Source organism: Pseudomonas sp. GW456-12-1-14-TSB6 (assembly GCF_059424205.1).
In genome coordinates this window covers 1-23,548 of the sequence record NZ_JBWKZE010000013.1, presented here as the reverse complement: position 1 = coordinate 23,548, position 23,548 = coordinate 1, and the positions used below count along the sequence as shown (strand labels likewise).

General features: G+C 60.0%; 22 protein-coding genes and 2 pseudogenes. 13 read left to right on the top strand and 11 right to left on the bottom strand.

The window, feature by feature from the left end; genetic code table 11:
• Window positions 1-13: 13 nt before the first annotated feature.
• A complete protein-coding gene (locus AC07Y2_RS14160) occupies window positions 14-832 on the bottom strand; it encodes a shikimate 5-dehydrogenase (protein WP_103386209.1) in 819 nt (272 codons plus the stop codon).
• Between the two features lie 254 nt (window positions 833-1,086).
• Between AC07Y2_RS14160 and AC07Y2_RS14155 the strand changes: the two genes are divergently transcribed.
• The 3 genes from AC07Y2_RS14155 to AC07Y2_RS14145 all read left to right on the top strand — a co-directional run bounded on the left by AC07Y2_RS14155 (window position 1,087) and on the right by AC07Y2_RS14145 (window position 2,161).
• Window positions 1,087-1,437 carry a hypothetical protein gene (locus AC07Y2_RS14155; RefSeq protein WP_007951578.1) on the top strand — a complete coding sequence of 117 codons (351 nt, stop codon included), beginning with the start codon at window positions 1,087-1,089 and terminating at the stop codon, window positions 1,435-1,437.
• A 244-nt stretch (window positions 1,438-1,681) separates the two neighbouring features.
• Window positions 1,682-1,876, top strand: a complete 195-nt coding sequence (locus tag AC07Y2_RS14150) for a hypothetical protein (RefSeq protein ID WP_103386210.1) — start codon at window positions 1,682-1,684, stop codon at window positions 1,874-1,876.
• 102 nt (window positions 1,877-1,978) lie between these two features.
• Window positions 1,979-2,161, top strand: a complete 183-nt coding sequence (locus tag AC07Y2_RS14145) for a hypothetical protein (protein ID WP_007951581.1) — start codon at window positions 1,979-1,981, stop codon at window positions 2,159-2,161.
• On the opposite strand, the gene AC07Y2_RS14140 is transcribed toward AC07Y2_RS14145, so the two are convergent.
• Window positions 2,158-3,219 carry an AI-2E family transporter gene (locus AC07Y2_RS14140; RefSeq protein WP_074689064.1) on the bottom strand — a complete coding sequence of 354 codons (1,062 nt, stop codon included), beginning with the start codon at window positions 3,217-3,219 and terminating at the stop codon, window positions 2,158-2,160. The genes AC07Y2_RS14145 and AC07Y2_RS14140 overlap by 4 nt on opposite strands.
• Before the next feature lie 156 nt (window positions 3,220-3,375).
• On the opposite strand from AC07Y2_RS14140, the gene trhP reads away from it, so the two are divergent.
• On the top strand, window positions 3,376-4,704 hold the full coding sequence (trhP, locus tag AC07Y2_RS14135) for a prephenate-dependent tRNA uridine(34) hydroxylase TrhP (RefSeq protein WP_103386211.1): 1,329 nt from the start codon (window positions 3,376-3,378) through the stop codon (window positions 4,702-4,704).
• A 37-nt stretch (window positions 4,705-4,741) separates the two neighbouring features.
• On the opposite strand, the gene AC07Y2_RS14130 is transcribed toward trhP, so the two are convergent.
• Together AC07Y2_RS14130 and AC07Y2_RS14125 are read right to left on the bottom strand one after the other, a co-directional pair.
• Window positions 4,742-4,972: a hypothetical protein gene (locus tag AC07Y2_RS14130; RefSeq protein ID WP_103386212.1), complete on the bottom strand. Its 231-nt coding sequence runs from the start codon at window positions 4,970-4,972 to the stop codon at window positions 4,742-4,744.
• A 94-nt stretch (window positions 4,973-5,066) separates the two neighbouring features.
• Complete coding sequence (locus AC07Y2_RS14125) at window positions 5,067-5,780, bottom strand: FadR/GntR family transcriptional regulator (RefSeq protein WP_103386213.1); 714 nt, start codon at window positions 5,778-5,780, stop codon at window positions 5,067-5,069.
• A 364-nt stretch (window positions 5,781-6,144) separates the two neighbouring features.
• Between AC07Y2_RS14125 and AC07Y2_RS14120 the strand changes: the two genes are divergently transcribed.
• The gene (locus AC07Y2_RS14120; protein WP_011335053.1) at window positions 6,145-7,491 is read left to right on the top strand and encodes an MFS transporter; all 1,347 of its coding nucleotides are present in this window, start codon (window positions 6,145-6,147) and stop codon (window positions 7,489-7,491) included.
• A gap of 24 nt (window positions 7,492-7,515) precedes the next feature.
• Window positions 7,516-8,859: a glucarate dehydratase gene (gene gudD, locus AC07Y2_RS14115; RefSeq protein WP_085667495.1), complete on the top strand. Its 1,344-nt coding sequence runs from the start codon at window positions 7,516-7,518 to the stop codon at window positions 8,857-8,859.
• On the opposite strand, the gene AC07Y2_RS14110 is transcribed toward gudD, so the two are convergent.
• Window positions 8,856-9,731 carry a LysR family transcriptional regulator gene (locus AC07Y2_RS14110; protein ID WP_103386214.1) on the bottom strand — a complete coding sequence of 292 codons (876 nt, stop codon included), beginning with the start codon at window positions 9,729-9,731 and terminating at the stop codon, window positions 8,856-8,858. The two genes, gudD and AC07Y2_RS14110, sit on opposite strands and share 4 nt — an antisense overlap.
• A 160-nt stretch (window positions 9,732-9,891) precedes the next feature.
• Between AC07Y2_RS14110 and ampC the strand changes: the two genes are divergently transcribed.
• Window positions 9,892-11,058: a class C beta-lactamase gene (gene ampC, locus AC07Y2_RS14105; protein ID WP_103386215.1), complete on the top strand. Its 1,167-nt coding sequence runs from the start codon at window positions 9,892-9,894 to the stop codon at window positions 11,056-11,058.
• A 60-nt stretch (window positions 11,059-11,118) separates the two neighbouring features.
• Here the strand turns inward: ampC and AC07Y2_RS14100 are convergent, their stop codons facing one another.
• The gene (locus AC07Y2_RS14100) at window positions 11,119-11,391 is read right to left on the bottom strand and encodes a hypothetical protein (protein WP_103386224.1); all 273 of its coding nucleotides are present in this window, start codon (window positions 11,389-11,391) and stop codon (window positions 11,119-11,121) included.
• Window positions 11,392-11,933: 542 nt separating this feature from the next.
• On the opposite strand from AC07Y2_RS14100, the pseudogene AC07Y2_RS14095 reads away from it, so the two are divergent.
• A pseudogene (locus tag AC07Y2_RS14095) lies at window positions 11,934-13,079 on the top strand (AAA family ATPase); the annotation flags it as partial.
• Between the two features lie 156 nt (window positions 13,080-13,235).
• Here the strand turns inward: AC07Y2_RS14095 and AC07Y2_RS14090 are convergent.
• The 3 genes from AC07Y2_RS14090 to AC07Y2_RS14080 all read right to left on the bottom strand — a co-directional run bounded on the left by AC07Y2_RS14090 (window position 13,236) and on the right by AC07Y2_RS14080 (window position 15,644).
• The gene (locus AC07Y2_RS14090) at window positions 13,236-13,802 is read right to left on the bottom strand and encodes a DUF4174 domain-containing protein (RefSeq protein WP_103386217.1); all 567 of its coding nucleotides are present in this window, start codon (window positions 13,800-13,802) and stop codon (window positions 13,236-13,238) included.
• A 210-nt stretch (window positions 13,803-14,012) separates the two neighbouring features.
• Entirely contained in the window at window positions 14,013-14,798 is a 786-nt protein-coding gene (locus AC07Y2_RS14085; protein ID WP_039767649.1) for a sulfite exporter TauE/SafE family protein, read from the bottom strand.
• Window positions 14,799-14,894: 96 nt separating this feature from the next.
• Window positions 14,895-15,644 carry a hypothetical protein gene (locus tag AC07Y2_RS14080; RefSeq protein WP_103386225.1) on the bottom strand — a complete coding sequence of 250 codons (750 nt, stop codon included), beginning with the start codon at window positions 15,642-15,644 and terminating at the stop codon, window positions 14,895-14,897.
• 247 nt (window positions 15,645-15,891) lie between these two features.
• Between AC07Y2_RS14080 and AC07Y2_RS14075 the strand changes: the two genes are divergently transcribed.
• From AC07Y2_RS14075 to AC07Y2_RS14065, 3 genes are all read left to right on the top strand, one after another.
• Complete coding sequence (locus AC07Y2_RS14075; protein WP_103386218.1) at window positions 15,892-17,040, top strand: aldose epimerase family protein; 1,149 nt, start codon at window positions 15,892-15,894, stop codon at window positions 17,038-17,040.
• A 90-nt stretch (window positions 17,041-17,130) separates the two neighbouring features.
• A complete protein-coding gene (locus tag AC07Y2_RS14070) occupies window positions 17,131-17,952 on the top strand; it encodes an aldo/keto reductase (RefSeq protein WP_103386219.1) in 822 nt (273 codons plus the stop codon).
• 29 nt (window positions 17,953-17,981) lie between these two features.
• Entirely contained in the window at window positions 17,982-18,452 is a 471-nt protein-coding gene (locus AC07Y2_RS14065; RefSeq protein ID WP_103386220.1) for a DUF1810 domain-containing protein, read from the top strand.
• Here AC07Y2_RS14065 and AC07Y2_RS14060 read toward each other — a convergent pair.
• Window positions 18,417-20,777 (bottom strand): DNA polymerase II, encoded by a 2,361-nt coding sequence (locus AC07Y2_RS14060; RefSeq protein WP_178082853.1) that lies wholly within the window; start codon window positions 20,775-20,777, stop codon window positions 18,417-18,419. The genes AC07Y2_RS14065 and AC07Y2_RS14060 overlap by 36 nt on opposite strands.
• A gap of 189 nt (window positions 20,778-20,966) precedes the next feature.
• Between AC07Y2_RS14060 and AC07Y2_RS14055 the strand changes: the two genes are divergently transcribed.
• Window positions 20,967-21,407, top strand: a complete 441-nt coding sequence (locus AC07Y2_RS14055; RefSeq protein WP_011335068.1) for a CBS domain-containing protein — start codon at window positions 20,967-20,969, stop codon at window positions 21,405-21,407.
• Between the two features lie 134 nt (window positions 21,408-21,541).
• On the opposite strand, the gene AC07Y2_RS14050 is transcribed toward AC07Y2_RS14055, so the two are convergent.
• On the bottom strand, window positions 21,542-22,165 hold the full coding sequence (locus AC07Y2_RS14050) for a glutathione S-transferase N-terminal domain-containing protein (protein ID WP_011335069.1): 624 nt from the start codon (window positions 22,163-22,165) through the stop codon (window positions 21,542-21,544).
• Window positions 22,166-23,255: 1,090 nt separating this feature from the next.
• On the opposite strand from AC07Y2_RS14050, the pseudogene AC07Y2_RS14045 reads away from it, so the two are divergent.
• A pseudogene (locus AC07Y2_RS14045) lies at window positions 23,256-23,548 on the top strand (energy transducer TonB); the annotation flags it as partial.

The window sequence follows — 23,548 nt, the reverse complement described above, 5'->3', positions numbered from 1 at the left end:
TGCTCAGGCTCCATCAACTGCGGGCAAACGCCACCGCCGCATCGAACTGCTCAACCGTCGGCCGCACGCCGGTGTACAGCACGAACTGCTCCAGCGCCTGGATCGCGATCACTTCCAGCCCGGTGATCACCTTTTTGCCTTCGGCACGACCGCGCACGATCAGCGGGGTTTCCGAGGGGATCGCCACCACATCGAACACGGTGTCGGCAGACTTGATCACATCCACCTCAAACGACAGTTGACCCGCTTCCGGGCCACCGTCCATGCCTACAGGGGTCACGTTGATCAGCATCTGCGGGCGCTCGTCGCCCAGCTCCGCCTGCCAGCGATACCCCAGCGAGTCCGCCAGCGCACGACCGGCGCGCTCATTGCGGGCGACGATCAAACCGTTCTTGTAACCGCCATCGCGCAAGGCACTGGCCACAGCCTTGGCCATGCCGCCGCTGCCGCGCAGGGCGAAAGTCGAGTCCTTCGGCACCGCGTGGGTTTCCAGCAACTGAGCGATGGCGATGTAATCGGTGTTGTAGGCCTTGAGATGACCGTTGGTGTTGACGATGGTGTTGATCGACTGGATCGCCGCCGCCGAGGCGTCCAGTTCATCAACCAGCGCAATGCAGGCTTCCTTGAACGGCATCGATACCCCGCAACCGCGAATCCCCAGCGCGCGGATCCCGCCGACCGCACCGGGCAGATCCTGGCTGCTGAAGGCCTTGTAGTAGAAATTCAGGCCCAGTTGTTCATACAAATGGTTATGAAACCGCAGACCGAAATTCCCGGGACGCCCAGACAGGGACATGCACAATTGGGTGTCTTTATTGGGGTTCATCTGCATGGGAGGCTCCTTCGTATGCACTTTCGGATGGACGGGATTAGCCAGGCCATCGGGTTCTGAACGATCATAAGGCGGTCTGTTCCGGGCATCACGGTCGATGCCGCAAGCTCGGTAAACAAACCGGTACAGACCTTACACAAAATTTACCTGGCGGCCGTGCTGTTTTTCAAAATGTTGCTGTCTTAGAAGTATCCCCGCGCCATTCCGGGCCTGTTGCAGGTTCGGACGCCGGGTCGAAGAACCGAGGAATTATCATGATTCGTAAACTCCCCATCGTGGCCTTGTTGATTGGTGCATTCGCGATCACGGGTCAGGCAGAAGCCCACGGCGGTGGCTGGCAGGGCCCGGCGGTATTTGGTGCGATCGTCGGCTCGGCCATCATCGGCTCGGCGCTCATCAACCAGGATCGGCCGGTGTACGTCCAGCAGCCTGTTTACGCTCAACCGGCGCCGGTCTATGTCCAGCAACCGCCGCCACCGGTTTATTACCAGCCGGCCCCGGTCTATGTGCAGCAACCGGTCTACGTCCAACCGGCCCCGGTGTATTACGGCCCACCGCGCGGTTATTACGGCCGGCCACACTACTACGGTGGCCCGCGCTGGTAACCGGTCCCCAGAGCCCCGCCTGATCGCGGGGCTTTTTATTGCCTTCGGGAAAGCCGACCGTTCGTCGGCCAGGGTCTGAAAAAATCTCGCCAAGGTCGCTGTGAGGACAGTTTGAACCGCTAAAGTCGGCATGATGGACTCGACCGTTAAGGGCAAAACACAAACGGTCATCTATTTGTCATGACGGAACCGCACTCTGAATCCGTCCGCAAACAACAGGTTGATAACAACAAGGACGACTTGAATGCCTACACAGAATCCGCACCGCATCGTCGGTTTATGCACCTCGAGCAAGGTCTACAACGCTCTGACCGAACTCAAGCACCTGGAAGGCCACCGCACGGCGAAATTTCTCTCGTTGCTGGCGGAAAACCTGATGCGCAAGGGTTTTCTCAACGAACACGAGATCGTGCACATGCTCGATCAAGTGGTGGATTGAGCCAGCCCTCAGCGGCGTCAATGACCACTATCGAAAGCGTTGATTGTCCCTGAAACGGCCAATTCCCTAAGGTAGCTCCACAGATTGATGGAGGTACTTTTCATGGCTCAGGTTCAAATCATGTCCGTTGTCGGCAGCGCCGTTCCCGCATCGCTCAGAGAGCTGGGGCTGCTCGCCTGCTGGTATCTGGTGCGCGACGGCGAGCCGGTCAGCGGCCCGCTCACGTCCTTGCCGGCGGCTCAAGCGCTGTCGCAACAACTGCTCAACGGCCCGTTCAAGGCTTAAGGCAGCTGCACTTTCGGTTTGCTTTCGATGAACAACGCCCAGCTCGACATGAACAGGGCCGCGATCAGCGGCCCGATCACAAAGCCGTTCAGCCCGAACACCGCCAGCCCGCCCAGGGTCGAGATCAGGATCATGTAGTCCGGCATCCGGGTGTCCTTGCCCACCAGAATCGGGCGCAGCAGGTTGTCTACCAGACCGATCACGAACACCCCGAACAGCCCCAGCACCACGCCCTGCCAGATCATCCCGCTGAGCAGGAAGTAAATCGCGACCGGCACCCAGACAATCCCCGCGCCCACCGCCGGCAGCAACGACAGAAACGCCATCAATACCGCCCAGAGCAACGCACTGGGAATGTCTAGAAACCAGAAAATCGCCCCGCCCAGCGCACCCTGCGTGATCGCCACCAGCAGATTGCCTTTCACGGTGGCGCGCACCACGCGATTGAACTTCAACTGCAAGCGACGCTTGTGATGCTCCTCCAGCGGTATCGCTGTGCGCACCTTGCGCGCCAGTTCGGCGCCGTCGCGCAGGAAGAAAAACAGCAAGTACAGCATGATGAAAAAACTCACCACGAACTCGAACGTGCCCTGGCCGAAACTGAACGCCTGGCTCGCCAGCGCCTGACTGCCCTGCATGGCGGTCTTGACGATCTTCTCGCGCAAGGCATTCAGCTCGCCCATGCCGAAGCGGTCGAGCAGGTGCTGAAAGTAAGGCGGCAGGCTGTGCTTGAATTGCGCCAGATAAGCGCCGATATCGAGCTTGCCGCTTTCGATATTGTCGTAAAGCGTCGCCCCTTCCTGCACCAGCAGCACACTGAGGACGATCACCGGCAAGATCGCGATCACCAGGCAGATGCTCAAGGTACACAGTGATGTGAGGTTGCGTTGCCAGCCGAATTTCAGTTGCAACTGGCGCTGCATCGGTGCGAACAGGATGCCGAGGATCACCGCCCAGAACACCGCACCGTAGAACGGCAGCAGGATCCAGATGAAGGCGACCGTCACCAGAAACAACAGCACGGTGAGGGATTTGAATTGCAGACTCTTTTGGTTCATGTCCGGTCCAGGTCAGTCAGGCGCCACCCGCGCCCGTCCCGTTTAGTCAGCCAGCGTCAGCGCGAGTGCCCTGTTTCTTCATTGAGCATAGATCCAGATCAATAAACCCTCGGCGCAACTGCTCTACCCTGCCGCGCTTTTGCGACCGACGCCGCCATGACGACCTCCTTCACCCCCGAACTGCTCGCCCCCGCCGGTACCCTGAAAAACATGCGTTACGCCTTCGCCTACGGGGCCGATGCGGTGTATGCCGGCCAGCCGCGCTACAGCCTGCGGGTGCGCAACAACGAATTCGATCACGCCAACCTCGCGCTCGGCATTCGTGAAGCTCAGGCCCAGGGCAAGCGTTTCTACGTGGTGGTCAACATCGCGCCGCACAACGCCAAACTGAAGACGTTCCTCAAGGACCTGGCGCCGGTGATCGAGATGGCGCCGGACGCGCTGATCATGTCCGACCCCGGCCTGATCATGCTGGTGCGCCGGCACTTCCCGCAGATGCCGATCCACCTCTCGGTGCAGGCCAACACGGTGAACTGGGCGAGTGTCGAATTCTGGCAACAGCAGGGCTTGAGTCGGATCATCCTGTCCCGTGAATTGTCGCTGGAAGAGATCGGCGAAATCCGCGAGCAAGTGCCGAGCATGGAACTGGAAGTGTTCGTCCACGGCGCGCTGTGCATGGCCTATTCCGGCCGCTGCCTGCTCTCGGGTTACATGAACAAACGCGACGCCAATCAGGGCACCTGCACCAACGCTTGCCGCTGGAAATACTCGGCGCAGGAGGCCAGCGAAAACCAGCTCGGCGAAATCGTGCAGACCTTCGAACCGCAACCGACCCTCGGCCTCGGCGCTCCCACCGATCAGGTGTTCCTGTTGCAGGAAGCCAACCGCCCCGGCGAGCTGATGCCGGCCTTCGAAGACGAGCACGGCACCTACATCATGAACGCCAAGGACCTGCGCGCGGTGCAGCACGTAGAGCGCCTGACCCGCATGGGCGTGCACTCACTGAAGATCGAAGGCCGGACCAAATCGCACTTCTATTGCGCGCGCACCACCCAGGTCTATCGCCGGGCCATCGACGATGCGGTGGCCGGCCGCGAATTCGACCGCAGCCTGATGACCGATCTGGAATCCCTCGCCCAGCGCGGCTACACCGAAGGCTTCCTGCGCCGGCATGTGCATGACGAATACCAGAACTATCAGAACGGCAGCTCGGTGTCGGAGCGTCAGCAGTTTGTGGGCGAGTTGACCGGCGAACGTCGGGATCGTCTGGCCGAGGTCAAGGTTAAGAACCGTTTTGCACTGGGCGATCACCTGGAACTGATGACGCCCAAGGGCAATTTCCACTTTGATCTGCATGAATTGCAGAACCTGAAAGGTGAAGCCATCGACGTGGCACCGGGGGACGGGCACACGGTGTATCTGCCGATTCCGGATGCGGTGGATTTGCGCTTTGGCTTGTTGATGCGCGACCTCGGCACTGTTTAAAAGCATCAAAAAAACCCGGCAATCAGCCGGGTTTTGTTCAGCGCCTGTCATCGGACAGCGGTGTCGGCTCATCAGCCGGCGGTATGTCTTCATCGGACGTCGGATCCTTCCAGTCTTCTGGCCGGTCGGCATCGCTCAACGGGTCGCGCCCGGGCATGACGCCCGGCGGCATCTCGTGATCGGCCAGCGTCGGCTCATCCGTACCGGGGACTTGGCGGGTAGGGTCGGTTGGAGCCGTGCCTCTCTGAAACAGCGTATCGTCAGCCATGATTGCACCTCAATGAATGAGGCCCGGAATATCCGGGTCGTACCCGTTGGAAGTGCCGCCGCACCGGGCGTGCTATCGAACAGACCAGCGGCATTCAGCTCGTGGCCGAAAACCGGTCTCGACTGTTGGTCAGATGCAACCACATTGCCGCGCGCGCCGCGTCCGGGTCCTGACGCTTGATCGCGTTGAGGATCGCCTCATGCTCAAGATTCGCCAGTTGCCCGAGCTTGCTCAAATCCACCGCGCCGCGTTCAGCCGCATTGACCCGGGTGCGCGGGATCATCGCGCTGCCAAGGTGTTGCATGATTTCGGTGAAGCAGACATTGCCGGTGGCTTCGGCAATCAGCAAGTGGAAGCGCCGGTCGGCCTCGACGCAACTGTCGTTGTTAGCCAATAGACGCTGATAGTCGTCCAGCGCCTGACGCATCTGCACCAGCTGTTGCTCGGTTCGGCGCTGCGCCGCCAGTGCCGCGGCTTGTGTCTCCAGGCCCATGCGCAGCTCGAGAATACTGCGCACCCCCAGCGCGGTGTCGACATTCAGCCGTAGCCCCTGCTCCGCTGCGCGTTCGATCACGAAGGTGCCGATACCGTGTCGCGTCTCCACCAGCCCTGATGCCTGCAACTTGGAAATCGCCTCACGCACGACGGTGCGGCTGACGCCGTGTTCCTGAACGATCGAGTTTTCCGACGGCAACTTGTCACCGGGCAGCATCTGACCGAGCAGGATGCTCTGGGTCAGTTTTTCCACCAGGTCGTGGGCCAGGTTGTGCGCGCGTTTACGGGCGGGGGCGTCGAGGTCGTCTTGCATGGTCGGTTCCGGTGATCGGGGCAAACCGATCGTAGCACTGGCGGCAATGACTTGTATGAGCTCCTATGAATTCCGGGATCCAACTTGTATGACAACACTCAATTTTAGCTAGAAAATCTTCCACTGCGCCGAGCAGTCGCCCCACTTGCACTGGAACAAAACGCTCTACTACGCGTGCCAAAACCCCTACAAAAGCCAATAAACACGGCGCATAAAATCTGAAAAAGCATAAAAACCCTTTCCCGTAGACAAATTTGATTGAGCACTCCCGCTTGTAGGACAAAAAAATCTAGTTGTATGATGTCTATCAACAACGCAACACCAGCCACACCCCGCATAAAAATAACGAGTGGGAGAAAACCAAGTGAAATCATCCATCGCCGGGATGAACGAGGGCGCCGATTCGGTGCTGTCCTCCGCCATTGCCAAAGTCAAACGCCACGTCCTGCCGCTGTTCGTCATCATGTTCATCGTCAATTACATTGACCGGGTGAACATCGGTTTCGTCCGTACCCACATGGAACACGACCTCGGCATCGGTGCCGCGGCCTACGGTTTCGGTGCCGGTCTGTTCTTCATCGGTTACGCGCTGTTCGAAGTCCCTTCCAACATGTTGCTGCAAAAGGTCGGCGCGCGAATCTGGCTGACCCGCATCATGCTCACCTGGGGGCTGGTGGCCGCCGGCATGGCGTTCATCCAGAACGAAACCCACTTCTACATTCTGCGCTTCCTGCTCGGCGTGGCCGAGGCCGGGTTCTTTCCCGGGGTGATCTACTACTTCACCCGCTGGTTGCCGGGGGCCGAGCGCGGCAAGGCGATTGCGATTTTCTTGAGCGGTTCGGCCGTGGCCTCGCTGATTTCCGGCCCGTTGTCCGGTCTGCTGTTGCAGATCGAAGGTCTGGGCATGCACGGCTGGCAGTGGATGTATTTCATTGAAGGGATGTTCTCGGTTGGCCTGTGCGTATTCGTCTGGTTCTGGCTCGACGCCAAGCCCCACGACGCCAAGTGGCTGACCCGCGCCGAGCAGGATGCGCTGGTCAAAGCCATCGACGATGAACAGAAGGCACGCGAAGCTGCGACCCCGATCCGGCCGTCGCTGGGCAAACTGCTCAAGGATCGCCAGATCATCCTGTTCTGCCTGATCTACTTCTTCATTCAATTGACCATCTACGCCGCGACGTTCTGGCTGCCGAGCATCATCAAGAAAATGGGCGAGATGAGCGACTTCCAGGTCGGCCTGTTCAACTCGATTCCGTGGCTGCTGTCGATCATCGGCATGTATGCGTTCGCCTCGTTCTCGGCCAAATGGAAACACCAGCAGGCGTGGGTCGCCACGGCGCTGTTGATCGCCGCGGCGGGGATGTTCATGTCCACCACCGGCGGGCCGATCTTCGCTTTTGTTGCGATCTGCTTTGCCGCACTGGGTTTCAAATCCGCGTCTTCGCTGTTCTGGCCGATTCCGCAGGCCTATCTCGATGCACGGATCGCCGCTGCCGTGATCGCGCTGATCAACTCGGTGGGCAACCTCGGCGGCTTCGTCGCCCCGACCACTTTCGGCTTGCTGGAACAACACACCGGTTCGATCCAGGGCGGCCTCTATGGTCTGGCCGCAACCTCGATCATTGCCGCGATCATCGTGTTCGCCGCCCGTATGACACCTAAATCCGCACCTGACGTCGCCGTGGCCGATGCCGCGCCGAAGCACGCCTGAATCCGCTTGAAAGGACAACGCCAAATGACCGCACACGACATCGCCAAAGCTCCGATCATCACCGAGATGCAAGTCATCCCGGTGGCCGGCCACGACGGCATGCTGCTCAACCTGAGCGGCGCCCATGGGCCGTTTTTCACCCGCAACATCGTCATCCTCAAGGACAACGCCGGCCACACCGGGGTCGGTGAAGTGCCCGGCGGCGAACGCATCCGCCAGACCCTCGAAGACGCCCGCAACCTGGTGGTCGGCAGCCCGATCGGTACTTATCAGAAGATCCTCAACCAGGTTCGCCAGACGTTCGCTGACCGTGATGCCGGCGGCCGTGGCCTGCAAACCTTCGACCTGCGCATCACCATTCACGCGGTCACCGGACTGGAAGCCGCCCTGCTCGACCTGCTCGGCCAGCACCTCGACGTGCCGGTGGCCGCATTGCTCGGCGAAGGCCAGCAGCGTGATGAAGTGAAGATGCTCGGTTATCTGTTCTACGTGGGCGATCGCCGGGAAACCGACCTCGCCTACCGCAGCGAACCGGATGCCGACAACGACTGGTTCCGCGTGCGTCACGAGAAAGCCATGACCGCCGACGCCGTGGTGCGCCTGGCCGAGGCTGCCCACGCACGCTATGGCTTCAAGGACTTCAAGCTCAAGGGCGGCGTACTCAGCGGCGATGCCGAAATCGAAGCGGTGACCGCCCTGGCCGAGCGCTTCCCCGATGCGCGAATTACCCTTGATCCGAACGGCGCATGGTCACTGAAAGAAGCGATCCGTCTGTGCCGCGACCAGCATAATGTGCTGGCTTACGCCGAAGACCCGTGCGGTGCGGAAAACGGTTACTCGGGCCGTGAAGTGATGGCTGAATTCCGTCGCGCCACCGGGCTGAAAACCGCCACCAACATGATCGCCACCGACTGGCGCGAGATGGGTCACGCGATTCAATTGCAGTCGGTGGACATCCCGCTGGCCGATCCGCATTTCTGGACCATGCAGGGTTCGGTGCGCGTGGCGCAGATGTGCCACGAATGGGGCCTGACCTGGGGCTCGCACTCCAACAACCACTTCGACATTTCCCTGGCGATGTTCACCCACGTCGCGGCCGCCGCGCCGGGCGACATCACCGCGATCGACACCCATTGGATCTGGCAGGACGGCCAGCGCCTGACCAAGGCGCCGCTGCAAATCGTCGACGGCTGCGTGCAGGTGCCGAAGAAGCCTGGGCTCGGTGTGGAGCTGGACATGGATCAGGTGGCCAAGGCCCACGAACTCTATAAAGGCATGGGGCTCGGCGCGCGGGATGACAGCGTGGCGATGCAGTTTCTGATTCCGGGCTGGACGTTTGATAACAAGAAGCCGTGCCTGGTGCGCTAGGCCTGCGCAGCCTCCAGCAACCAGTGTCTGAACGCAGCCATCGCCGACGTCTCCGGCCGTGACTGCAAGCGCGTCAGCCAATAGCTGCCGGTGGTGATTTCGATGGCAAAGGGTTGGCGGATCAGGTCCGCCGCCAGTTGTCGGGCAAACATCAACGGCGGCGCCAGTGCCACCCCGCCGCCCTGCAACGCCGCTTCCATCATCGCCAGCGACGAGTCGAACACGATGCTCTGGGGCGGCGCGGCATGGGTTGCCAGCCCCGCCGCATGAAACCATTCCGGCCACTCATCGGTGCGATAGGAGCGCAGCAAACGCTGCTGCAGAAGATCCCCCGGCGTATGCAGTTGCCGGGCAATTTCCGGCACGCAGAGCACCGACAATGGCGCCTCCAGCAAACGGGTCGCCTCGATACCGTGCCATGCCCCGGCACCGAAGCGGATCGCGTAATCCAGCCCCTCGGCGGCGACGTCCACCCGGTTGTTGTTGGTCGACAGTCGCAAATCTATGAGCGGATGTTTCGCCTGAAAGTCCGCCAGCCTCGGCAACAACCAGCCCACCGCAAAGGTGCCCACCGCGCCGACCGTGAGCATTTCCCGATATTGCCCACCCGCCAGACGCTCGAGCATCTGCGCGATATGATCGAACGACGTGGTCAGCACCGGCAGCAGGGTTTCGCCCTCGCCGGTCAGCATCAGCCCACGGGGCAGGCGTTTGAACAGGATCACGCCGAGTTGCGCCTCCAGGATTTTCACTTGATGGCTGACGGCCGCCTGGGTCACGCACAACTCCACGGCGGCGCGGGTGAAGCTCAAGTGACGCGCAGAGGCTTCGAAGGCGCGCAGTGCATTCAAAGGCAATTGAGGTCGAATCATGCCAAGTCCCAAATTTTTCTAATGGCTCGTCCGAGTTTTCATCGTTTGTCGAAAGACGCCGGACTGCATAGATTTGGCGGCGCCGATCAGCCGGCCCGACGGAAAACGCTCGCAGTGTAGCGGGATAACACCATCAACACTCATGGAGAGTGGTTCAAGCATGTCTTCGATCAACCTGAATAAACTCAAGTCCTACAGCGCTTTCGGACTTTTCTTCAGCGCCGCCGCCTGCCTGGCCGCCCCGCCAACCGACGATCAGTTGCAGGCGCTGGTCAAGGCCACCGTGACCCCGGTCATGCAGCAACAGGACATCGCAGGTCTCGCCGTGGCCGTGACAGTCGATGGCAAGGCGCATTACTTTAATTACGGTGTCGCCGACAAAAGCACCGGGCAAGCGGTAAGTGAAAACACCCTGTTCGAAATCGGTTCGGTGAGCAAAACCTTCACCGCGACCCTCGCCGCGTACGCCCAGGCCAGTGGCAAACTGGAGTTCTCCGACAAGGCCAGCCAGCACTGGCCCGAACTCAAAGGCAGCGCCTTCGACCACATCAGCCTGCTGCAACTGGGCACTTACAGCGCGGGCGGCCTGCCGCTGCAATTTCCGGATGCTGCGGATTCTTCCGACAAGATGCTCGGCTATTACCAACAGTGGAAACCGACGTATCCGGCCGGCAGTCATCGCCTGTATTCCAACCCGAGCATCGGCCTGTTCGGTTACCTGGCCGCAAAAAGCCTCGGCCAGCCGTTCAATCAGGTCATGACCGAAACCCTGCTGCCGAAACTCGGGCTCAAGCACACCTTCCTGTCGGTGCCGGCGTCTGAACAAAAGCTCTACGCCCAAGGCTATGACAAGAACAACAAACCGGTTCGAGTCAGCCCCGGCGCCCTCGACTCCGAAGCCTACGGCGTGAAAACCAGCGCCGCCGACCTGCTGCAATACGTCCAGGCCAACCTCGACACCGACAAACTCGAAACACCTCTGCAAAAAGCCATCGCCCTCACCCACACCGGCTACTACACCGTCGGCGACATGACCCAGGGCCTGGGCTGGGAACGCTACACCTACCCGATCAGCCTCGACCGCCTGCTGGACGGCAACTCGACGCCAATGGCCATGGAACCGCACAAGGTCAAATGGCTGAATCCGCCACAGCCTGAACCGGCGAACGTGCTGCTGAACAAGACCGGCTCCACCGCAGGCTACGGCGCATATGTCGCGTTTGTACCGTCGAAGAAAGTCGGGATCGTGATTCTGGCGAACCGCAATTACCCGAATGGAGAGCGGGTGAAGATTGCGCACAGGATTCTGGGTGAGTTGACCCGGTAATCACGCCATAAAAAACGGGCGACCTGAGAAGGTCGCCCGTTTTTGTTTGAGGGTGTGAAACTAGGCCTGTAGCTTCCAGCCCAGTACATCCATCAGGTCGCAGCTATCGCGCAGAGGGATTGCCAGTACACGGGCGAAATCCTGCAGCAGCAAGGCGTCGTGGCCAGTGCCGTCGCTCAATGAAAGTGTTTCCAACAACTGCGTCACGCTGCGCAAGCGGTAGGCGGCGGTGCCGTGGAGTACGTCTACGGGGGCTTCGCGGTCGATCAGGAGACAGGGAATCGGGCAGTCGATGCCGGTGATGGGGATGTAGCGGGGTTTGGGGTTGGCGATGTGTTCGGGGGAATCCGGGTTCGCGGGAGTTTCGGGTCCGTTCGAATCAAATTTTTTCATGCGTGAAGATCTCGTGCAGTTAGAGAAAAAACTGCCGAGCTCCCTTCCACGAGAGGGTGGCAGCTTTGCGCAGGTGTGGAAGTCCGGGACCCCGAAAAAACCCGGTGCACTCGAGAGTGCTCCTGCGCATAGCTGCCATAAGCAAACAATGTTGGCATAAAAGGCGCCAACAAGTGTTTACAGGCACACATGCGCTTTCAGGATTCACCGGACTTCCACATCCGACCACTGATTTTGCAGCGGCCCGAAGAGGTTATCGGCGTTCGGCTTAAGCCACCAGTTCACCAACGCCGCCGCGTTTTGAAGGAAACGTCCGACGGTTTTGAAGGGTGTTACCGCGTACATTTCCGGGCACATTCAGCAATGATTTTCAAAGGTGACCGGCTGAAAGAGATGCATCTAAACTGCACCGCATTACCCGGTTATCGCGGATGAAATGACGTTGGCCAAACACCTGACCGCTGAAACACAGAGGGGGATTAATGAAGATCGACAGCCTCAAACTCACGAATGTGGGTCGGTTCAATGACATCACCGTTCATTTGGCTCCTCTCTCCGGCCCCCATTCCAACGTCACAGTTTTCGTGGGAATCAACGGCGCCGGTAAAACCACCCTGCTGAAAGCGCTCACCACCTGCCTGAGCTGGCTGATAGCAAGAATTCGCACCCAAAAAGGCAATGGCAGCCATATCGCAGAGGAAGACATTCAAAACGGGATCCCGGCTGCCATCGTCTCGATCGCGGTAACAGAACCCGCACATCCGCGAGTCAATCCCGAGTCTGATCCCGATGAAGAAGACGATGTATTCGTATGGGGTATGTCACACAGCAAGCAGGAAGGGAAAACGGCTCTGAGCAGCTCCCTGGAAGATGTAAATCTGCTCGCCGATCACTATCGCGCCCTGCTGACAGCCGATGACAACGCCTCACTCCCCCTGATCGCCTACTATCCGGTGGAGCGATCGGTTTTCGAAATCCCGCTGAAAATCAAAAGCGGACAAACCTTCGATCAACTGGCGGGCTACGACGAATCCCTGAAACACAGCACCGACTTTCGTGGCTTCTTTGAATGGTTTCGAGAGCGTGAAGACAGCGAAAACGAGTCCGGCATTTCCGATTCCGCATTGAACGAAATAGCTCAAAAGTTTGGTGCTGAAAGCGAAGCCTGGAAGACGTTATCCGAGCTCAAAGCTTCGTCCCGTGACTCCCAACTGACGGCCGTCCGCTGCGCCATCGCGGCCTTCATGCCGGGCTTCACCAACCTGCGAATACAGCGACAACCTCGCCTGCACATGGCGATCGACAAGGACGGCGTCACTTTGAATGTCGCCCAATTGTCACAAGGCGAAAAATCGATGCTGGCGCTGGTCGGTGACATCGCCCGCCGACTGGCCATGATGAACCCGTCACTGGACAATCCGCTCCACGGCGAAGGCATCGTCCTCATCGATGAAGTGGACCTTCATCTGCATCCGGAATGGCAGCTCAACCTTATCCAGCAATTGAGCAAAACATTTCCAAACTGCCAATTCGTGCTGACAACCCAGTCTCCCTTGGTCGTTAGCGAAGCAAAAGATGCACTGGTTTACGTTCTGAATGGCGGCGAGCTTTATGAGCGCAGTAGCCTTTGAAAATTCGATGCCTGTCAGATGCGGACCGTCATCGCAGAACAGTGCTGAAATGTCATCCATGACCGCCTGCGGTCATCTTCAGATCAAAACACCGCGGACAAAAAAATGGCGAACGTTTAAACGTTCGCCATTTTTATTCAGAGCCTGTCTCAATCAATCATCCGGCATTTCCGGCGGCTTGGCCGGTTTGGTCGGCTTCGCCGATTTTGTCCCTTTCGCACCCTTGGCCGGTGCCGGTTCTGCAGCAGCCGGGGCCGTGACCACGGTGGAGGTGGTCTCTTTCTCGGCGGCAGGCAACGCATCAATGGTGTCGAAAATCTTCTTCAAATCGACCGCCGCCGCTTCATCCCCCGAAGCCGTCAGTTTGGTCTCGCCATCCTTGCCCACCAGGAAGACTTTCGGATACGCCCCGGCGCCCAGCTTCAGCGAGCGCAGCAGCGCCATGGTTTGCTGCTGCTCAAGGCTTTTGCCATCGACCTGACCGCTCATGCTAAGGATGGTGTAAACCTTGATCTTGCGGTCGGCGATGCCTTGTTTGTTGGCCGGGTCGTCCAGCGCTTTTTTCAGGCTGACCCAATAAGAATCGACCGTACTGGAAGCGATCACGATCAATGGGCGGTTAATGCCCTTGTCGACGTCCAGAGGGGAATCGCCGTCGGCGGCGAACAGGGGGCCGGCAATCGCCAGCAAGAGTGTCAGGGTCAGTGACCTGATGAGCATGCGCATCTCCTTTTGATATCCACGCTCTAATGATTGCGCATCGCGGCGATTGTTCCGGAGGCTGCCCGGCAAAAGTGTTTCGCCTTGCCCAAAGCTTAGGTCAGCACCGGTTTTGCGCAACCGGATGGGCGCGACCCTGCGCCCATTTGTTTACCTTTCATGCCCCGCCAGCCTGACGCTCGACCCTTCGGGGTCATGGATGCTCGCCGATCAGAACGCCAGCTTGTAACCGATCAACACCAGCATCGTCGCCAGGCACGGGCGCAGCAGTTCATCGGAGACGCGGCCGGTCAGGTGGCTGCCGAGCCAGATGCCCGGCAGCGAGCCGACCAGCAGAAAGCCCAGCACGCCCCAGTCCATGTTGCCCATGCTCGCGTGGCCGAGGCCGGCGACCAGGGTCAGCGGTACGGCGTGGGCGATTTCGGTGCCGACCAGACGGCGGGTCGGCAGCAGCGGATAGAGGATGAACAGTGCGACGGTGCCAAGGGCGCCGGCGCCGATGGAGGTCAGGGCGACCATGGTGCCGAGGATCAGACCGGTGATCACGGTCATGCCATTCAGGCGCGCACCGCTGGGGTTGTAGTTGCCGCCAGCACGTTTGTGGGCGAATTCCAGCAGGCGTTTCTTGAACAGAATCGCCAGCGCCGTGGCGAACAGCACGAAGCCCAGCGCTTGCTTGATGATGGCGTTCATCGCGTCCGGGGCGGTGTGCAAGGTGCTGAGGAACCACAAGGTCATCGCCACCGCCGGAACACTGCCCAGGGTCAGCCAGCCGGTGATGGCCCAGTCGATGTTCTTGTTCTTCCTGTGCACCAGCACGCCACTGGATTTGGTGATGGCCGCGTACAGCAGATCCGTGCCCACCGCCGTGGCCGGATTGATGCCGAACCACAGCAGGATCGGCGTCATCAACGAACCGCCGCCGACACCGGTCATGCCGACGATGAACCCCACCACCAGCCCGGCAATCACCAGGCCGAAATTTGCCAATTCCATTAAGACGTCCAGACAAACCACAGGAAAAATCCGGCCCGCAGCATAACCAGTTTTCTTATAACGCCCTATATCGATCGGATCTATCGTTATGCCATTTCACTGCACGGGCAAAAAATTCAAAAACAACAGGCTCTGGGCGTAATTCAGCCCGATGCGCCGGTAGCGCTCGTCGAGCATCTGGGTCAGCAGATCCAGGCGCGCCACGACTTTGCCGAACTCCGTGGCGAAACTCAGGTTGCTGCCCTCCTCGGAAATTTCGTTGGAAAACAGCAGCGGCTGGCCTTCCTTGTTCTGCCGCTGGGCGAGGATCCACGTGGCTTTCTCGATGTTGCGCGCGGCGTTGTTGACGAAGGTCGGGTTGATCGCATCGGTCATGTAGAACTCGGTGCGGTTGCCGTGGGCGGTGACCAGCATGCTGCCGATCGCATAGATGAACGCGCCGACCCGGTCGCCGAGGAATTCCGGGCTCATGGCATAGCTCAGTGCCGCCAGATCTTTCTTGCCGCCGAGAGTCGGCAAAGGTTGCTGTTGCTCGATGGCCAGCCGCACCTGTTTGACCGCCGTGCGAATGTCGAGAAAACCGGATTTGCGCAGCTCCTCAGGGTTACGCAGGTACAACTTGCCCATCAAGCGATAGAGGCTGTCGAGGTTGTCACGCATCGCCAGAGTTGCCATGCGGTCGACACTGGTCTGGAGAAATTCCTGAGGCCTGCCCTCGCGCATCTGGGTGATGAAATTGTTGCCGTCCTGATGGCTGCAACCGCCGAGCAACAGCGTCGACAGGCAGGCCAGTAGCAAGCACGGGCGATGAATGAATGCAGCGATGGGGTGCAAAACTCTCGGCATGAATTCTTTGACGGACACGTTCCTGTGCGGCGGAAGTCACCGCACCCTGGCCATGGATAGAGCCGGGGATTTCGCAAAAGTGCAGTGCCGGCGTGGATTCCCGACCTTCGGCGCCGTTGGCTTAATCAATTTAGTCCGACTTTATTTTTGCATTAACCGTTTAATCCGCTATAAATTCCCACTCACCCATTAATTAGCATGACTATTTAACGATTTTCAAAACAACAACAAAAAGGAAGGTCAACCCATGCTTCAATCCCGACACTCACTCTGCGGCCTCGGACTGTCCCTGATGATCGCCACCCTCTCCGCCCAGGCCGCCGGCCTGTCCAGCGAACACAAAGCCTTCGGCAAAACCAATGACGGCACGCCGGTCGAGCAATACATCCTGCGCAACAGCCACGGCATGCAAGCCACGGTCATCACCTACGGCGCGACCTTGCAGGCGCTGCAAGTGCCGGACAAGCACGGCAAGCTCGACGACATCGTCCTCGGTTTCGATGATGTGCAGGGTTATCAGAAAGGCACCGCGTACTTCGGCGCAACCATCGGCCGTTTCGGCAATCGCCTGGCCGACGGTGCGTTCGAGCTCGACGGCAAACGCTACCAGGTGCCGCAGAACGACAAGACCAACGCCTTGCACGGCGGCACTCAGGGCTTCGACAAAAAGGTCTGGAAGGCGAAGGAAACCAAGGACAAGGATTCGGTCGGCGTGACCCTGACCTATCTGTCGGCGGATGGTGAAATGGGTTTCCCCGGCAACCTCACCACCGAGGTGACCTACCGCCTCACCGACAGCAACGAACTGCGCATCGACTACAAGGCCAGCACCGACAAACCGACCGTGCTCAACCTGACCAACCACAGCTACTTCAACCTTGCCGGCGCCGGCAATGGCGACATCCTCAAGCAAGTCGCCACCCTGCACGCCAGCCATTACACCCCGGTCACCGCCAAGCTGATCCCGACCGGCGAACTGGCGCCCGTGGCCGGCACACCGATGGACTTCACCAAACCGACCGCCATCGGCCAGCACATCAAGGCCGACCATCCGCAGTTGAAATTCGCTGAAGAGAAACAAGGCGGCTTCGATTTCAACTGGGCGCTGGACACCAAGGGAGACGTCAGCAAACTCGCCGCCGAAGTCAGCGACCCGCAATCCGGTCGCCACTTGCAGCTGTTCACCAACGAACCGGGCGTGCAGTTCTACACCAGCAACTTCCTCGACGGCACGGTCAAGGGCAAGGGTGGCAAGGTCTATCCGCACTGGGGCGCGTTCACCCTGGAGACTCAGCACTACCCGGATTCGCCGAATCAGCCGAACTTCCCGAGCACCCGGCTCGATCCCGGCCAGACCTACACCCAGAGCGTGGTGTTGAAGTTCTCCGCCAAGTAAGCACCTGACCTCCTTTCTGGAACCGGACGGAACCCGTGGGCTATTCTGCTGCCCACTCAAGGTATCGACCGTTTCAGAAAGGAGGTTTGAATGCGTACCCTCGAACTGGCTGGCGTGCAGGTGCCGGTGATTGGCCAGGGCACCTGGCGCATGGGCGAAGACCGTTCGGCGCACACGCGTGAAGTGGCGGCCTTGCGCAGTGGCATCGAACTGGGGATGACCCTGATCGACACTGCGGAAATGTACGGTGAAGGCGGTGCCGAAACCGTCGTCGGCGAAGCCATTGCCGGCCTGCGCGATCAAGTGTTCCTGGTGAGCAAGGTCTACCCGCACAACGCCAGCCGCAAGGGCATTCCCCAGGCCTGCGAGCGCAGTCTGCGCCGGCTCGACACCGATCACATCGACCTCTATCTGCTGCATTGGCGCGGCCAGTATCCGCTGGAAGAAACCGTCGAGGCCTTCGAGCGTCTGCGCGAGGACGGCAAGATCGGTCGCTGGGGCGTGTCGAATTTCGACGTCGATGATCTTGAGGAACTGTCTTCATCTGCCTGCGCGACCAATCAGGTGCTGTACAACCTGGAAGAACGCGGCATCGAATTCGACCTGCTGCCGTGGTGCCAACAGCAGCGCATGCCGTTGATGGCGTACTGCCCGATCGGCCAGGGCGGCGCGATGCTGGTCGAGCCGGTGCTGAAACAGATTGCCGCTCGTCACGGCGTGACCCCGGCACAGGTTTCGCTGGCGTGGATTCTGCGTCAGGATGGGGTGATTGCGATTCCCAAGGCCGTGCGCCCGGAACACGTGCAGCTCAATGCACAAGCCGCGCAGCTGCAACTCGATGCCGGGGATCTGGCGGCGCTGGACCAGGCGTTTCACGCGCCAAAACGCAAGCAGCGGCTGGCCATGGTCTGAGCCACCGCCGACTGACAGAGGGCTTCGCCATGAGAAGCACTGATCAGGACGATCCATTCAACCTGCAACGCTTCGTGCTCGCCCAGGACCCGGTGTTCGAACGGGTCCAGCGCGAGCTCGGCGAGGGCCGCAAGCGCAGCCACTGGATGTGGTTCGTGTTCCCGCAGTTCGCCGGGCTCGGCGGCAGCGAGATGTCGCGGCGGTTCGCGATCAACTCGGCGCCGGAAACCCGCGCCTATCTCGACCACCCTTTGCTCGGCGCCCGGCTGCGGACTTGCACTCAGCTTGTGCTGAATGTTCAGCAGCGTTCGATTGCCGAGATATTCGGCCATCCGGACGACCTGAAATTCCACTCATCAATGACCCTGTTCGCCCAGTTCGCTGACGGCGACAGCCCTTGGCATCAGGCGCTGGAGCGTTTCTTCCACGGCATTCAGGACGAGTGGACCCTGCAACTGCAGGACTCAAAACAGGCCCAGTTGTCCCCCGATCAGGGTTGAGAAATCGTCGTCGACAAACGGCAGGATCGCATCCGCCACCGGTTGCAACTGGCGAGTGATGTAGTGGTCGTAGTCGATGGCCGCGCGGCGCACTTCCAGCGGTTCGGGGCCGGCGAGGGTGATGACGTAGCTGATCCAGCCGCCGTTCTGATACTGGCGGGGGCGCCCGTGCTGCGCGTTGTAATCGTCCGCCAGCCGCGCGGCGCGGACGTGGGGCGGCACGTTGCGTTCGTAGTCATCGAGGGTGCGACGCAGGCGCTTGCGGTAGACCAGTCGCTCGTCGAACTCGCCGGCCAGGGTCTTGCGCACGTACTCGCGCACGTAATCCTGATACGGCTTGCGCTGGAAGATCCGCTCGTACAGCTCCTGCTGAAATTGCCGGGCCAGCAGCGACCAGTCGGTGCGCACAGTTTCCAGGCCTTTGTAGACCATTTCTTCGCTGCCGTCGGCGCGGGTCACCAGACCGGCGTAGCGCTTTTTGCTGCCCTCCTCGGCGCCACGGATAGTCGGCATCAGGAAGCGTTTGTAGTGGGTTTCAAACTGCAATTCGAGGGCGCTTTCCAGCCCGTACTGCTCGCGCACATGCTCGCGCCACCAGTCATTGACGTGTTGCACCAGCGTCCGGCCGATGGTCGCCGCCTCTTCCTGACCGTGGGGGCGACGCAGCCAGACGAACGTCGAGTCGGTATCACCATAAATCACCGCGTGGCCCTGGGCTTCGATCAACTGCCGGGTGCGCAGCATGATCTCGTGGCCGCGCAGGGTGATCGATGACGCCAGCCGCGTATCGAAAAACCGGCAACCGCTGGAACCGAGCACACCGTAAAAGGCGTTCATGATGATCTTCAGCGCCTGGGACAACGGCGCGTTTTGCTCACGCTTGGCGGTCTCGCGGCCCTCGGCGACCCGAGCGACGATGGACGGCAGGCAATGCCGGGTGCGGGAGAAACGAGCGCCACGAAAACCCGGTACCGAGTCGCTGTCATCCGGATGCTGCAAGCCTTCGATCAACCCCACCGGATCAATCAGAAAGGTACGAATGATCGACGGATAAAGACTCTTGTAGTCGAGCACCAGCACCGATTCGTAAAGCCCCGGTCGCGAGTCCATGACAAACCCACCGGGGCTGGCCTGCGGTGGATTGGTGCCAAGGTTCGGCGCCACAAAACCCTGGCGGTGCATCAGCGGCATGTACAAATGGGTGAATGCCGCCACCGAGCCGCCGCTGCGATCCGCCGGCAGGCCGGTGACGCTGGCGCGCTCCAGCAAAAATTTCAGCAGCTCGGTCTTGGCGAAGATCCGCGTGACCAGTTCGCAGTCCTTGAGGTTGTACTTGGCCAGCGCCGGTTTGTCCTCGGCGAACATGCGGTTGATCTCGTCCATGCGCTGGTACGGATTGTCGATGGACTTGCCTTCGCCAAGCAGGGTCTGGGCGACGTTTTCCAGGCTGAACGACGGAAAGCTCCAGGTCGCCGAACGCAGGGATTCGATGCCGTCGATGATCAACCTTCCTGCCGCTGCCGCGAAGTAGTGATTGCGGCTGCCGTGTTCGCGCCACTGCATTTCCTCGCCGCCACGCCCGAGCTTGAGCGGCACGCCGAGGCGCCGGGCGTGTTCGTGGAGGATGCGCAGGTCGAACTGCACGAGGTTCCAGCCGATGATCGCGTCGGGGTCGTGGCGGGCGAACCAGTCGTTGAGCTTCTTGAGGATCAGGGTCCGCGATTCGCAGTACTCGAGATCGAAGTCGACGATGCTGTGATCGCCGTTCGGTGCGCCGAGCATGTACACCTGCCGCTCGCCGCAGCCTTCCAGGGCGATGGAATACAACTCGCCCTGCTCGGTGGTTTCGATATCCAGCGAGACCAGCCGCAGTTGCGGGCGATAGTCAGGTGAAGGTTTGAGGTGGGCGTCGAGCAACACGCCGTCGGCATCGGGCGTGCCGCTGAACCAGACGGGCGCGGTGATGAAACGCTCCATCAGGTAGCGCTCGGGCGGTCGCACGTCGGCTTCGAAGACATCGACACTGTGCCGGTTGAGCGCGGTTTCGAGGCGCATCAACTGACCATGCTGCTGGCAATACAGCCCGAGCACCGGGCGATGCTCGAAATCCTGCAGGGCCAAGGGGCGCAGCTCCACGCTCTTTTCGTCCGCCAATACCCGCTCGGCCTGCTCACGCTGCGCAGCCGGGATGAACGCCACCGACGGCTGATGCGGCAGGCGCACACGGCGCGGCCCGGCGTCGGTCGCCAGCCAGAACTCGACTTCGGTGCCGGCCGGGGTGTCGCGCCAATGCCGGGTCAGGACGAAGCCCTGCTGTAAATCCACCACTGCAACCTCAGGAATTGATTCAGACGGGCATTCTACGCGGCATTGCCGCCACCCGTGACAAAGGCCTCGCCATGAAAAACCCGGTCAAATGACGTTTTTTGCGTGTTATCTGCCGTTTTGCGGCCTTGCCCTGCGCGCCTGCGTCTACGATGCTTGGAGAACAACGACAACACCTGAGTAACCGCCATGAAAACCGTCGCCCAGCTGCTCAAGCTCAAAGATCCGAAAAATCAGGAAGTGCACCAGATCAAACCCGATCACATGGTGCTCGAAGCGCTGATGAAAATGGCCGAGAAGAACGTCGGCGCCTTGCTCGTGGTGGAAGACGACAACGTGGTGGGCATCATCAGCGAGCGCGATTACGCACGCAAACTGGTGCTGCACGGACGCTCCTCGGTGGGCACGCCGGTGCGCGACATCATGGTGGCGAACGTGATCACGGTGGACACCCACCAGACCGTCGACACTTGCCTCGGAATCATGTCCGACAAACGCCTGCGTCACTTGCCGGTGGTGGAGAACGGCAAGCTGATCGGCCTGCTGTCGATCGGCGACCTGGTCAAGGAAGCGATTGCCGAGCAGGCCGAGCTGATCAAACAGCTGGAGCAGTACATTCGCGGGGAATAGTTCCGGTTTGATCGTTCCCACGCTCTGCGTGGGAACGCCTCTTGTGACGCTCTGCGTCACGCTTTGGGACGCGGAGCGTCCCGGGCTGCATTCCCACGCGGAGCGTAGGAACGATCAACATTCGCGGGGAGTGATCAGCCGGGCCAATGCCGCGCAAAGACCGGCGCCAGCACCGGGTGCCGGTCGATGCGCTGCAGCCACGCATGGAAACCGGGTCGGGCCTGGCGCAGGTGTTCGCGGGCACCGGCCCAGCGCGTGACCACCGCCGCCAGCACATCCAGTGCGCCCGGTGTTTCATCGTCCAGGTACAGCTCGGCCGAGAACTGATCGGCAAACACCTCCCAGCTCCAGTGCAGTCGTTCCCGCGCACCCGCCATCAGATTCTGTCGCGAGGCCTCGTCCGGCATCACCAGCCAGCGTTCCGGGTAATCAATGATCCCGATGGCCGCATAACAATTGCTGACGATGTACACCAGGCCCCGAATCGCCTGATCGCGGTCAGCGCCGTTGGCCGGCAGCAGGCCGGATTGCGCAAAGCTTTGCCCCAGATGAATCAGGATCGCCGCACTTTCGGTGATGACACTGCCGTCCGGCAGTTGCAGGGTCGGGATCTGTTTGAGCGGATTGAGCCGCGCCAGCTCCTGCGCCGCTTCCGCACTGGCCTCGATATCGATGAAGCGGTAAGCCACCTGGCACAGCTCGAGCGCCGCCTCAATGGCCGCTGCTCCTGAGTTGCGGTGTCCGTAGAGCTGATACATATCCCCTCCTCCACTGCGAAAGGCATCCCGCCTGGCCCTATTTATAGCCGTTGTATCGAATTTGGCACGGATTGCGCATTCATCGGCAGCTTGCGAATCCCTGATTTCGCAAAACAGCGCTGGCGGTGCCCATCCCGCACCAAGAGCAATCAGCGAACGCTATCCGCGTTCTTGTAAGGTGCGATACCGAACCAAAAGTTCGCGTATCCGAGCTGGCAACAAGGAGTTCACCGCGTGAATCTTCATCTGCTGCGCCACCCTCTTCTCTCCGTGCCCGTTTACCTGCGCCGCGTTCGCCCGCCGAACAGTCCGTGCATTCCTTTTATTACCTGAACACCCGCACTATTTATTTTTTAAATAGCACGCAAGCAGTCATTGCGTGCGCGCTGCATTAATGAATGCCAGAACAGATTGTTCGACAATAACTTTCAGACAGCACACCCGTACAACTTTTGCTGTTCGGAGTTGATGCTCGAAGCGCACCAAAACTGCACTTCCAGTCATTACATCGTTCATGCGGAACGACCGACTTTACTTAAACAAGAACAAGGAACATCGCCTGTGACCCGCTAAAACCCTGACCCGCACCAAATCAGTCCGCCACGCACCATCACGCGCCCTGGCCGACACGAGAACAGCCGCTCTATCTCGCTGAACAGCGCGATACCGCGCCAGAGCTGTCTCGCCCTGAAAAAAGCCCTGCAAACAGGGCCATCGGGAGGTTATGCGCCCAGGAAAACCGGCCTGGTTAATGAAACTTATATAAATGCGACATACGTATCACCCATGAAATAACCGATACACATTTGGTCACTCTTTGGCACAGCGGTTGCTATTGCATCAACCATGAGGGCACGAATGATGTTCGCCACTCAATTGCACACTCACTTATAAAAGAACAGCCACGGACCGGATCAATGAACCATCGAAGTCGACATTACTGAAGCAATAAGCTGCACAAGCCCTGTTCAATAGATAGTTCAACTATCGGCTTCTGCACACCTGTATGAAAGTTGCGACCACTCACTCGAACAACGCTGTGTTGTTCGAACGGCACCTTATTGCCCTTCATCCACCCGAGGGAGCTTTAATGAACGATGCGGTAAAGCACAGAAGTCCGCCGGGGCCCTTGCGGGAAGCGCCGCTCCCGTCGGTTGCGGGCCGGCCGGTGTTTAAGGCCAACACTTCGCAGCCCGGCGGCCTGAACAAACAGCAGATGCTGTTGCTGGTGGCGGTGTCGGCCTTGATACACGGCGGCGCCTGGTGGTTTTTCCAGCAGGCGCGGGCCGAGCCGCTGCCCACGCCGCCGGAAATTCCGGAAATGACCGTCGAGCTGACCAGCCCGACACCTCCGGCCCCGCCGACACCGGAGCCGCCGCCCCC

What these genes read in the sequence shown, in the direction of transcription:
- AC07Y2_RS14075 (WP_103386218.1), top strand. Translation starts at nt 15,892, where the DNA reads ATGCTTCAATCCCGACACTCACTCTGCGGCCTCGGACTGTCCCTGATG.
- trhP (WP_103386211.1), top strand. Translation starts at nt 3,376, where the DNA reads ATGACGACCTCCTTCACCCCCGAACTGCTCGCCCCCGCCGGTACCCTG.
- ampC (WP_103386215.1), top strand. Translation starts at nt 9,892, where the DNA reads ATGTCTTCGATCAACCTGAATAAACTCAAGTCCTACAGCGCTTTCGGA.
- AC07Y2_RS14150 (WP_103386210.1), top strand. Translation starts at nt 1,682, where the DNA reads ATGCCTACACAGAATCCGCACCGCATCGTCGGTTTATGCACCTCGAGC.
- AC07Y2_RS14055 (WP_011335068.1), top strand. Translation starts at nt 20,967, where the DNA reads ATGAAAACCGTCGCCCAGCTGCTCAAGCTCAAAGATCCGAAAAATCAG.
- AC07Y2_RS14160 (WP_103386209.1), bottom strand. Translation starts at nt 832, where the DNA reads ATGCAGATGAACCCCAATAAAGACACCCAATTGTGCATGTCCCTGTCT.
- AC07Y2_RS14080 (WP_103386225.1), bottom strand. Translation starts at nt 15,644, where the DNA reads ATGCCGAGAGTTTTGCACCCCATCGCTGCATTCATTCATCGCCCGTGC.
- AC07Y2_RS14050 (WP_011335069.1), bottom strand. Translation starts at nt 22,165, where the DNA reads ATGTATCAGCTCTACGGACACCGCAACTCAGGAGCAGCGGCCATTGAG.
- AC07Y2_RS14155 (WP_007951578.1), top strand. Translation starts at nt 1,087, where the DNA reads ATGATTCGTAAACTCCCCATCGTGGCCTTGTTGATTGGTGCATTCGCG.
- AC07Y2_RS14070 (WP_103386219.1), top strand. Translation starts at nt 17,131, where the DNA reads ATGCGTACCCTCGAACTGGCTGGCGTGCAGGTGCCGGTGATTGGCCAG.
- AC07Y2_RS14090 (WP_103386217.1), bottom strand. Translation starts at nt 13,802, where the DNA reads ATGCTCATCAGGTCACTGACCCTGACACTCTTGCTGGCGATTGCCGGC.
- AC07Y2_RS14130 (WP_103386212.1), bottom strand. Translation starts at nt 4,972, where the DNA reads ATGGCTGACGATACGCTGTTTCAGAGAGGCACGGCTCCAACCGACCCT.
- AC07Y2_RS14140 (WP_074689064.1), bottom strand. Translation starts at nt 3,219, where the DNA reads ATGAACCAAAAGAGTCTGCAATTCAAATCCCTCACCGTGCTGTTGTTT.
- AC07Y2_RS14125 (WP_103386213.1), bottom strand. Translation starts at nt 5,780, where the DNA reads ATGCAAGACGACCTCGACGCCCCCGCCCGTAAACGCGCGCACAACCTG.
- AC07Y2_RS14065 (WP_103386220.1), top strand. Translation starts at nt 17,982, where the DNA reads ATGAGAAGCACTGATCAGGACGATCCATTCAACCTGCAACGCTTCGTG.
- gudD (WP_085667495.1), top strand. Translation starts at nt 7,516, where the DNA reads ATGACCGCACACGACATCGCCAAAGCTCCGATCATCACCGAGATGCAA.
- AC07Y2_RS14085 (WP_039767649.1), bottom strand. Translation starts at nt 14,798, where the DNA reads ATGGAATTGGCAAATTTCGGCCTGGTGATTGCCGGGCTGGTGGTGGGG.
- AC07Y2_RS14145 (WP_007951581.1), top strand. Translation starts at nt 1,979, where the DNA reads ATGGCTCAGGTTCAAATCATGTCCGTTGTCGGCAGCGCCGTTCCCGCA.
- AC07Y2_RS14110 (WP_103386214.1), bottom strand. Translation starts at nt 9,731, where the DNA reads ATGATTCGACCTCAATTGCCTTTGAATGCACTGCGCGCCTTCGAAGCC.